This window comes from Okeania sp. SIO3B5, assembly GCF_010692555.1.
Classification (GTDB): Bacteria; Cyanobacteriota; Cyanobacteriia; order Cyanobacteriales; family Microcoleaceae; genus Okeania.
This window is the reverse complement of record NZ_JAAHHG010000313.1, coordinates 1-11,808: the sequence shown is the minus strand read 5'-3', so window position 1 is coordinate 11,808 and position 11,808 is coordinate 1. Positions and strand designations below refer to the sequence as shown.

Annotated in this window: 5 protein-coding genes; 2 read left to right on the top strand and 3 right to left on the bottom strand. The window is 33.9% G+C overall.

Going from position 1 to position 11,808, the window contains the following annotated elements:
• Positions 1–1,517: 1,517 nt before the first annotated feature.
• Both F6K54_RS29775 and cysS read right to left on the bottom strand, forming a co-directional pair.
• Positions 1,518–2,627, bottom strand: coding sequence for an AI-2E family transporter (locus F6K54_RS29775; RefSeq protein WP_293085899.1), 1,110 nt, complete (start codon positions 2,625–2,627; stop codon positions 1,518–1,520).
• Between the two features lie 532 nt (positions 2,628–3,159).
• Entirely contained in the window at positions 3,160–4,629 is a 1,470-nt protein-coding gene (gene cysS / locus F6K54_RS29770) for a cysteine--tRNA ligase (protein WP_293085896.1), read from the bottom strand.
• Between the two features lie 142 nt (positions 4,630–4,771).
• Between cysS and F6K54_RS29765 the strand changes: the two genes are divergently transcribed.
• On the top strand, positions 4,772–5,812 hold the full coding sequence (locus F6K54_RS29765) for an acyltransferase family protein (RefSeq protein WP_293085893.1): 1,041 nt from the start codon (positions 4,772–4,774) through the stop codon (positions 5,810–5,812).
• Positions 5,813–6,151: 339 nt separating this feature from the next.
• Here F6K54_RS29765 and F6K54_RS29760 read toward each other — a convergent pair whose 3' ends face one another.
• Positions 6,152–6,958, bottom strand: coding sequence for a putative nucleotide-diphospho-sugar transferase (locus F6K54_RS29760; RefSeq protein ID WP_293085890.1), 807 nt, complete (start codon positions 6,956–6,958; stop codon positions 6,152–6,154).
• A gap of 1,250 nt (positions 6,959–8,208) precedes the next feature.
• On the opposite strand from F6K54_RS29760, the gene F6K54_RS29755 reads away from it, so the two are divergent.
• Positions 8,209–10,761, top strand: a complete 2,553-nt coding sequence (locus F6K54_RS29755; protein ID WP_293085887.1) for a zinc metalloprotease HtpX — start codon at positions 8,209–8,211, stop codon at positions 10,759–10,761.
• Positions 10,762–11,808: the final 1,047 nt, after the last annotated feature.

Sequence of the window (11,808 nt, the reverse complement as noted above, 5' to 3'; positions counted from 1 at the left end):
CACGCGCATTGACTGATATTGCTTTCAGCCTTTTTTGGCCTTTAAAAAGTGCAAGGTTTTTGGCTGTTTTTGCCTCAAAATGCTAATACTTTTCCCCTGAGTATCAAAAAAATTGGCCGTAGCAGATGGTCTAAACTTTTCCCTGTTCCCTGTTCCCTGTTCCCTGTTCCCTATCATCACAATCAGACTTTTGAGCGCAAACCCTAAATTAAAATAGACTTTAAGGGCAAGGAAGGCAACTTTTGTGGTAAGACAATTAATAAAGCTTTTATCCTAAAGTAAAAGCAATAGCTGATAGCTGATGGCTGACTGCTGAATGCTTACAATAGTTATGAGTTAAGTTTGATAAATTTTAGAGAAGTTTTCGCTTTCTGTATTTACCCCCCTGATTTTCCCTAGTTAAGAGCTGTTTTGTTATAAAAATATAGAGCTATACATAATTATTTCAGAGAGCAAAATATTTTCTTGACCAAAAAATAAGGTCTCAAGCTTCCCCTTTGAAGGGGATGAAAAAGCCGTTGAGGGATGGCGAGTTTTCTTCGCCATATCCACAATATTTCAAGCCTCTGACTTTCCTGCGGAATGCTGCGCAAACAGGCAGAGGTGCTGATAACTGATAACTGATAACTGATAACTGAAATGACCACATCCTTGTCAATATTTACTACTTTTATATTATATTGCTTGTTACAGCTAAAATATGCGGATTGATAATTTTGAGTATATTCATAAATATATTTAAGGCTATGTGGTAAACAGAGCATAGTCGATTAATTATATAGTAATCCTAAATGATTTGTAAATCTTACTTAACTCTGTAGTAAAAAGTATGAAAGTCTTACTTCAATTCAAGGATATCCTAAATTATCTGATATTTTCTGCACAACCGTTAAAAGACCTACTCGTATAGCAAGGACTAAATTTATAAGTTCTCAAGATGTAAGAGTATTGATTAGTATATTCGTTGAATTTAATTTTCAAGGGTTAAATTTCAATAATTATTATGCAATAATTATTACTTGTTTAGCACTACCAATTTATGAATTTTAAATCCCTAGAATAATAGAACATTTTTATCTGGAATTTGGAAACAAAGTGTTGTGAAAAAGATATGGAGTTCATTAATTGATAATGGATAATTGATAATTGATAATTGATAATTACCTCTGGTTAAAACCGTTCTTGTATTGAATATAAGGAAATATTATTTCCTCTCTTGGCCCATTGGATATGGCGAGGATATCTCGCCATCCCTCGACCGCTTTTTTTCCCCTTAAAAGGGGAAGGTTAATGATTGAGAATTACTATAGATAACTAAATGTCTTCTTCCTTCTTTCTTCTTCCTTCTGCTTTGAGCTGTGAGGTATTGTAGATTTTAGGGAATAGAGAACAAGAAAAGAGAAACACCGAAGCAATAAAATTATCACAAATGATTTAGGATTACTATAGATAACTAAACACCTTCTTCCTTCTTCGTTCTTCCTTCTTCCTTCTGCCATAACACCTCAAAACTAAAATCAAGAAGTCACGGGTGGTGAATTCTGATCGCCATTATTAGTCACTAGAGATTGCATATTTTCTGCTTCTAATTTAGGTTTTAAATATAAATTTTCTACCAAAGCAGCACTACCAGCGAACCAAGGTGGAAAAATCAAAGCACCGATAATTCCTAATAATTGAATTCCCACTAAAACTGATAATAACTGATATAAAGGATGTACTCCAACAGAAGAACCAACCAGTAAAGGATCTAATACATAAGTTTCCACATTTTGGATAACATAATACAAAATTATTACCCACAAAAATAACCATCCACCTTTAGCAATAGCAACAATTAAAGCCGGGATAGCACCTAAAATTGGACCAATAAAAGGTATTAAATTTGTAACAGAAGCTATTGCTCCTAAACCTAGAGAAAAATCTTGCAATCCTAAAAATCCTAAACCAGTAGTAGTTGCTATGCCTAAAATAGCAGAAACTATGATACGTCCCCTAATATAACCTCCCATTCTTTGAGTAACAGGAAAAACTTGATTTTCCAGCCTTTTATCCCAAGGTTGAGGAAAAAGTTTTAGTAAACTATTAATCAAGGTTTTACTATCTGATAACATATAACCTGAAATAAATAAAGCTAATATTAAACTAACTACTCCTCCCAATACACCTTTAGTTAAACTATAAGAACGTAGTAATAATTGTTGACTAGAACGAATTACCCAACTGGTGACAGATTTAGTATCAAAAATTTGATTAATCCACTCGGGTGGATTTTGAATTAAGGAACTAATAAAATCTTCAATATTCTCCCCAATACTCTCAGAAAATAGTGGTAATTGTCGTAAAAGTGTTTCAATTTGATCGAATACTGGTGGACCAATAGTTAAAGCTATACTTATCAATCCAGAAATGAGAGTTAAATAAACTATGATTACCCCGAACCAACGAGGTAATTTCATTTTTTCTGTGATGCTTACTAATGGTGAAATTGATGCAGCTAAAACCACTGCAACCATTAAAAGTACGATGAGACTTCGCACTTGCCATAGCAGAATTAGTAGTAAAAAACTACTAATAATTAACACTATATTAGATAGGGAAATAGAAATCCTTTGTTCGGGTTTCATATTAATAATTTGTCGAGTGAAAATTTGACATTCGTAGGGAGTAGGGAATAGGGAATAGGGAATAGGGAATAGAGAGATGAAATTGTTGATTTCATATTTTTAATTGATTTAATTAACACTTTTGCAAGAAGTCTCATGTAAATGTGGCACAGTATTTCAGAGTCCAAATAATGAAAGCTTATTTAACAAAATACTCAGGACAGGAAAAACTATATTCTTTCCTACTCTCTACTCTGTATGGACGTTACGTGCAAAGTCCCTACTACTCCCTACTCCCTATTCCTCTATTTCCTGCTCCCTAATGTACTTCATAAACCACCGAATAGACTGTAAATTAACGTAAGCATTCAGCTATTAGCCGTCGGCTATCAGCAATAAGACCCTGTGCTTAAGAAAGGGGTTTAAATGAATATAGACTTTGGAGCTGACTTTTGTAGTAAGATTTTTCATTTCTCAATTAAGAAAGTTTTTATCACTAACTAAAAGCAATAGCTGATAGCTGTTAGCTGACCGCTGAATGCTTACAAATTAACTAATTTCGATGCCAACGTGTTGCACCACCAGGTTGATCTATTAGTTTAATACCTTGGCTTTGTAGTTCACCTCTAATACGGTCTGCTTCAGAATAATTCTTGGCTTTTTTTGCTGCTAAACGTTGCTGAATTAAAGACTCAATTTCAGCATCACTTAAACCTCCAACTTCACCATTAATTTCTGCATTTGGTTGAAATTCTAAACCTAATACTTGTGACAACTTTACAAGAGTTATCCATTGTTTTTGTAATTCCTCTAAAGATGTTTCAGTTTTGCCTTCATGTACTAATATATTACCCTCTCGACGTAACTCCTTAGCTAATTCAAATAAAACAGCTAAAGCACCAGGAGTATTAATATCATCGTCCATTACTTTCTGAAATTGTTCGACTTGAGAAATTAATAAATTTGTCTTTTCAGATAATACTTTTTCTGGCGTTTCCCATCCCAACTGAGAACCATATTGATAAGCAAATAATATACCTTCCTTAATCGTATTCCAACCATTTTCCGCAGAAGCGATCGCTTCAGGGGTAAAATCAATAGGCTTTCGATATTGGGCAGTCAAAACAAACATTCTTACAGCCATTGGGTCTACAGGTTTGTCTAATAAATCCCGAATCGTGGTAAAATTACCAAGGGACTTTGACATTTTTTCCCCATTAATTGTGACAAAGCCATTATGTAACCAATATTTAGCCAAAGACTTTCCAGTTAATGCTTCCGACTGGGCCACTTCATTTTCATGGTGAGGAAAAGTTAAGTCCGCCCCACCACCATGAATATCAATAGTCTCTCCTAAACACTCTCGCACCATTGCCGAACATTCAATATGCCAACCTGGTCTTCCTTTTCCCCAGGGAGAATTCCACGCAGGTTCCCCCGGTTTTGCTGCTTTCCATAAGGCAAAATCAAATGGGTCTTTCTTTTTAGAGGTCTCTAAATTTTCTTCCCCAACTCTACCACTTGCCCCAGCTTGCATTTCCTCCAAACGACGGCCAGATAATTTCCCATATTCGGTAAATTCCCGCACGTGATAATAGACATCCCCTCCCGCAGAATAAGCAAAACCTTTTTTTTCCAGGTCGTTGATTAACTGTTTAATTCCATCTATTGTCTGAGTTGCCCGAGGATATTCGTCCGCTTCTAGCACATTCAACCGTTTCATATCCTCAAAATAAGTCTCTGTAAAGCGTTCGGCCACCGACTCCATAGAAGTACCTGTTTCTCTGGCTCGATTCAGGATTTTATCATCTATATCAGTAAAGTTTTGCACATATCGTACCTGGTAGCCCCGCCACATTAGATATCGACGTATTGTGTCCCAGGCAATATATGAACGAGCATGACCCAAATGGCAGTAGTCATATACTGTAACACCGCAACAGTACATCTTAACTTTGCCTGGTTCTAGAGATTCAAAATTTTCTTGGCGACGAGTCAGGGTGTTGTATATTTTCAGAGTCATAAAGTAATTTCAATAAGTTTTTTCTAATTGTAATTATATGGAAAGATTTAAAAGCTTAACCAAAAACTTTGTTTCCTAGGAGTTCTATTACCCACAAGCGAAAAGATTTGATATAATTTATATGATCGTATTTGCATAGTTTATGAATATGAAACGATTTGAATGGATTGATACCTTAAAAGGAATTGGGATTACTCTTGTAGTAGCTAGTCATATTTACACTGGAGAAATACGATATTTTCTTGGCATATTTAGTATGCCCCTTTTTTTCTTTATTGGAGGATTTCTCTATTCATCAAAATATGATAACCAAGTCTATCTTAAGAGGAAAATTGTTCATTTAATTGTCCCTTATATTGCTTTTATTCTTCTATTATATCCTATACAATTGATAACTCTCCTTCCACAAAGACAGGGATTTTCTTTTGTTGATATCCTGAAATTGATTGTGAATCCCATTATCGGAGGAACTTTCTTATGGGGGCTAACATCAGCATTCTGGTTTACTACCTGTTTTTTTATTACTCAGCAACTTGCAAATTTTATAATTAGGAAGGTTAATCCTAAGCAGGTCATATTCTATATTATTGGATTGAGTGGCTTAAGCTATTTAAATTATCTATTTTTTAAGCAGATTTTTCTTCCTCAAAACGCTCATGTTGCTATAGCCGGAACTTCGATTTTTCTAATCGGGTTTTTATATAGAAAACTATATAGTGAGAGAAACAATTCTACTATTTCTATTTCTGTTTTGTTTTTTGTATTATGTATGACATTATATTCAAATCAAACTTCTAATCTCTGGTCTTGGTCTCTTTTAGGCATGGACATGAAACGGGCTAATTATGGTATGCCAGTGTTTAGTTTATTGTTAGCAATTGGACTAATTTTGTTGTTGATTGATATCTCTAAATTACTGGTTAAATATGCACCTTTACTATCTAAAATCATGGGAGCATTAGGTCAAGCATCAATGAGTATTCTCTACCTTCACCTAGCTTTTATTTATGCTTTAAAGGGGTTAGATTCAGGAATCTCTTATTTCAATTTATTTGTGTTCAGTACAGCATTATCTTTTATCATTCATTCAATAATTTTAAAGTTTTCCTTCACGAGAGCTATTTTCTTGGGAAGTTATTCAGATTTTGAGCAAATTTTCTTAACTAGAAATAATCAAATTTAAGAATTTTGCTTGTCAATGAGGTTATTTCAGTAATTTTTGTGATCTGGCGATTGATACTTGAGATTATTTCGTAAATTTCTGTATTATATAAAAGTTAATGTTTTTGTGAATGGGTTTTATATCTGATTTATAAAGTAAATATTAAGATGTTTAATAGCTTTCTATACTTAGGTTTGAAGATATATTGTCCAGTAAACTCCAAATTACTAAAAGTTAGGTAATATAAGACTTTTAGTGAAGTTTACAAATCAGCTCTTACTTGATTGCTTGCTGTAGGATAATCATTACCTCAAATTTGCAAAGATATAGTGCTTGACTTGTCAACATTTAATTACACTCTCAAGAACTAGGCAACCATTTAACAACTGTGTCCCTAATTTTTCCCAGTCTATGTCTCCAAGTATAAGGACGAAAAACAATACATCTTCTAAGATGAGGAACCCAAGCTCTTAGTTTATTTGGTTCCAAGTTAACACGCTCGGCAATTTTTTCAATATTACTTGAGTAAGCGTGTAGAATTTTCACAGGTTCTTGAAGAGTATTAATAAAGCAAAACCGAGTATTCCATTCACTAGATAAAGGATAAAACCTTGATTCTGAGTTCATTAATGCTTCTGTGCATGAAGTTTGATCGCTCTGTCGTAATTGACTATTTTGAGATAATTTTTCCGAATAAATTTTCAACCACTCTTGAAACAGGCGATCGTTAGCCTCATTCTTCCTATAAAAGATAACTCCAGTATTTACAGGTTTACAGTATATTTTTTCACCATCAGATGAAACGGGGTAGTAAGTATCAGGAGGATCTAAAGTCATCGATACATCAAAGTAGTCCAAGATAGCAAAACCTGACTTAATATCACCTATAAAAAATGTATCAGTATCTACAAAAAGGGTTTTTTCATAGGGAGATAAAGTATATAAATATTTAGTTTTAAATAGTAAACCTTCATTTCTACATTTCACAGGTTCATCAATTACAATTATATTGTCAAACAAATCTGGAGCTTTTGGTTGCTGATTACAAGCAATAGATATTTTCAAATATGGGTCTATTTCTTTGAGGCTTTGAGCAGATGTGCAGGCTTCATCAACATATTTTTTACCAGCAGCAACATAAAAAACGCCATAATTTTCTATTGTCATAATTTAATGAAATACCCTGAGGTATCTAGAGTGGTTGTGCCTATTATATCATGGTAAGTATTCAGCTATCAGCAGTCAGCTATTCCTTTCCTTCGGAATGCTTGGCAAACTGAATGCTACGCAAACAGCAATTAGTAATGAATAATTACTTCTCAGGTTTTGTCCAGGGACTTTGGCAGTAATTTTTTATTCTTTTTCAATTTCAAAGGTTGCTTTTATATTCCTCAAAATTAATAGCTGTTAACGCAGTTCCTCTGTAAGAGGCTAGCTAATAGCTGACGGCTGTTTGCGCAGTATTCCGGAGGAAATGCTTACCGAATAATTAATAATTAATAATTAAAAAATTCGCGCCTTGAAGCCTCCCCTTTTAAGGGGAAAAAAGCGGTCTCCGGATGGATGGGTTTCCTAACCATATCCAATCAACCAAGAGAAGAAATAATGTTTCCTTATATTCAATTCCGTAGCGGTTAAAACCCGAGGTAATTATCAATTATCCATTAATGAAATATCATGTTAGATTAAATGGCGAGTATATATAGTATTTTTCAATATTTTTCCTGTATTATATCCCTCTATATTCTGAATTCTGATTCCTGAGTTCTGAATCCTATACCAAAAACATGAATCTTGGCAAATATACCAAATTGGTTCTATTCCCTGTTCCCTTAAACTAACAAATTTTGTACCTTATTCCTTATAACATTTCTACGGCTTTGCTGCACTTAATATAAAGATGAAAAGGGTGCATCTCATATTTGCAAAAATACTTTTTTCCTATATATTCCCTGTTCCCTGTTCCCTGTTTCCTGTTCCCTAAAAGCAATAAATTTTTGGCTTTATTCACGCATTGAGATGCACCCGATGAAAATAGTCAGTATAATCAGTCTGAGCAACAATTATTAAGCGCATTGTGATAGAGAAATGGTGGGTGCATCTCATAGCAAGCAAAAATACTTTTTTTTACTATATATATTCCCTGTTCCCTGTTCCCTGTTCCCTGTTCCCTGTTCCCTAAAAGCGATAATTTTTTGGCTTTATTCACGCATTGAGATGCACCCGAAATGGTATTATGGGAATTGCTATACTTAAGAGGAGAAGTCAGAAAAAGGAATCGAAATAATAAAATATTATAATAATTCTACTTTTTGGCGATAATTATTGATTAGGATTGTGTTCAAGTCATATAATTTTATTGGATTTCCTTTTGATATGACTAATTCATAAAAGTATCAACATAAAAAAATTAGTTAATGATAAATAATAAATCCTCTGCTACAGGTGACTATGTGCCGGAAAAACCATCCCTAAAAGCTGGCTTACTTGCTCTTAAACAAAAAAATTATCCACAGGCGATCGCTCATCTAGAAATAATTTCTCAACAAGAACCCCTGAAGCAAAAGTTAAAAGCAAAGATGGGTTTAATAGTAGCTTATGAACAAACTAAACAAATAGATAAAGCCATTACCCTATGCCGTAATTTAACAAAAATATCTAATGATGAAATTCAAACTTTTGCTCATCGTCACCTCCAAGAATTATTAAAAAAATATCCGCCAAAAAATCCTAAAAAATCAAGTATTTCTGCTCCTAAACCCCCACCATTACCTCCCCCACATCAACAACAAAAAATTCAAACAGGATTTGTTCCATTTAATCCCACTTCAGAGCAAAATGCCTCAGCAAAAAATAATCAAAAACAATCTCAAAAAAATATTAATTTATCGAACATAAATAACTCGGTAAAAAATTCTAATCAACCCTCAGATTTTGTAGAACATCCTCAGTCAAATCAAAATGATATAGATACAGAAAAAAATCAAACACAACCTTTATCAACTGAAATTAATAACTCCAATTCAAAACCCTCAAATCAACCCCATAAAAAATCAACAGATATTGCTAAAGATATAAGCGATCGCTCATCGAAAATAATATGGCGTGAAGCGGGAAGAGCAAAAGGAGGTCGTCAACTTAAATCTCCTAACTTAACACTTTTTTGGCTAGAAAAAATAGTTATTGGTGCTAGTCTGTATTGGCTAAGTCTGACGATATTAAAGTTAACTTTAGATATTACTAATGATTTTCTAGTTTGGATGCCTTATTTCCGACCAATTCAAATTTTTTACCGAGACCCAACTAGAAATTTTATAATTTTTCTGACAGTATTATTTGTCTTCTCTCCCTGGTTAATTGATGGATTATTAATCCTTGGTTATGGTCTCCAAAACTTACCAACAACAACTCTAATTAATTACAGTAAAGAAGCCAATAAACTACTCCGTAGCTTTTGTCAAAAACGAAAAATACAAAAAATTAAATTAAAGATTTTACCAATAGATGTTCCTATAGCATTCAGTTATGGATGGTTGCCTCGTTTTTTCAGAATAGTTGTTAGTCAGGGATTGTTAGATAAATTAGCAGAAGATGAAATTGCCACCATTTATGCCAGGGAAATTAGTCATGTTAAAAATGGAGATTTTTGGTTAATGTCTATAGCTACTTTGATACTTCAAATTCCCTACACTATTTATTGGCAATTAACTTTTTGGGCAGATTGGGTATTAGATTTTGTTGAGTGCGGATTACCTGATTTTTTACCAGAATTCATCAAATCTTGTTTACCTATTTTAGTATCCGGTTTTAGAGTATTCGCTGCAATAATTTCTACTCTTAGTTATGGCTTATATTGGTTGCTAAAATTTCCGATTTTATGGTTATCTCGTCGAAGAGTCTATTATAGCGATCGCCTAGCTTGTAATTTAACAGGAAATCCTAATGGTCTGACACGAAGTATTCTGAAAATTACAATTGAAATGGCTAATGATATACAAAATCAAGGGAAAGTTAGAAATTTATTAGAGAGTTTTGAACTCTTGATGCCAGTCGGAATAAATCAAGCTATTACTGTTGGTAGTGTTTGTTCGCATAGTAATTTTGAATCAATTTTCAACTGGGATATTGTCAATCCATATAGTCATTGGTTGGCAATTAATGATAGCCATCCTTTGCTTGGCAAGCGGTTAAAAATATTATCTTTATATGCTAATTTTTGGCAGCTAGAGACTGAGCTGAATTTAGAAAATCTCAATGCTAATGCCATTGAAAAAAATCAGTTAAGTAAGAATCAAAAAGAGAAATATTTAACTACACCAAGTTTTAATTTACAGAAACTTTTACTTCAGGGAGCGCCTTTTTTTGGAATGTTAATAGGTCTACTTTTTGCTGGTTTATTTTGGTTAATAGGTGGAATTTCATCTACTGTTGGTCTTTGGAGACTTGATTGGTTATGGGGAGATATTTCGATTTTAGTTGGCTCTTTAGCTATAGGTTTTAGTATTGGTATTTTTATTAGGATTAATCACTTTTTTCCCGATATTAAACCAGCTAAAATTTTGCAACATCCTAATTTGCTAGAATTGCTAACTGCTCCAGAAACTTTGCCATTAGATAGTCAGCCAATTCAGCTCAAAGGCCAACTACTCGGCAAGAGTGGGATAAGTAATTTGTTGGGACAAGATTTGATCTTACAAACAACAGAAGGACTGATAAAGTTACATTATTCTTCTCAATTAGGTCCTATTGGTAACCTCTGGCCTGCACTAACTAATTCTGACTATCTTGTTGGTAAGTCTATAACTGTTACTGGTTGGTGGAGGAGAGGGGCTATTCCTTGGATAGATATAAATAACTTAAAAGCTGATAATGGTCAAATCATTAATAATGGCCATCCTGTCTGGTCAACTATTGTAGCTTGTATTTTTTCTGTATGGGGAGTTTATATGATATATGTAGGCAGATTTTAATTATCAGATTATATAAAGAAAGGTTGCACTATTAAACAAACAATGGTAGATTTTTTGATAAGTTAAGCTTGCTTAATTGACTACTCCCCGCAGCTATTGCCGAGGGGATTCTAAGTTGATACTACGGAACAGGATAAATCCTTGTTGCTTCGTTACTCCTTAGCTGACCAAAGATTTCTTTGGGGACAAGTCAAAGTGCCCCTACACAGTCGGCATAGCGTCTAAACCATGCTTTGCTGCTTACGTTTGTATCTCCAGATAATAGCACAGGACAACTAAAGTTGTCTAGTCTAAACGACTCGCTTGTTTTCATCCCCCGGTTAAAACACGCTTGCTCTCAACGTCGCTTTTCGGTAAAATGCAGGCTTATATTAATTTGTAGAAATATTACGTCTATTGAAAAGTATAAACTTATGCTATTCAATAGTAACTATAGTTTTAGTATGTATATCATAGTTGAGTTAATCAGCAGCAAAGCTCCAAAATTCATAGTCGGCTAAACTTCTTGCATGGTTAAGTGTCAATCTCCAAATACAGTAATTTCTGCCAGCTAGTTATTGTGGCTGGTTTTTTTTAAATTAAGAAAATTAAGAAACTTCGTGATCGTAGAATTGGATATTACTTAATAGATTAGCTGTTTGATTTTTCTCAACTTTGCATATTTGCAGTATTATGTGTGATTATTCTAATGTAACCTGCCTTTTCCTTAGCTTGAGTTCTATCCTCATCATTCCATGACAATGTAAGATCATTTTTTCTCTAGTTTTATAGCGTTAGCGCTAGTTTATCTAATCTTGAATAGACAACTCCTAATTGTCATGATCGATAAATCTTGATGTATCTTTAGTGTAAGGATTTGGATTTAGAGCTGATTTATAAAGTACATATTAAGAGGCCGCATTTTTTGCAATACAAGGGTTTTGGGAGTTATATCATGTCCGATAGCATCGGAGCGTGTATAAAATTAAGGTGACAATGAAAGAAAACCTTCTGCCTCCTGCCTTCCCCTCCTGGGAGGGGTTAGGGGTGGGTTGCCTCCTGCCTTCA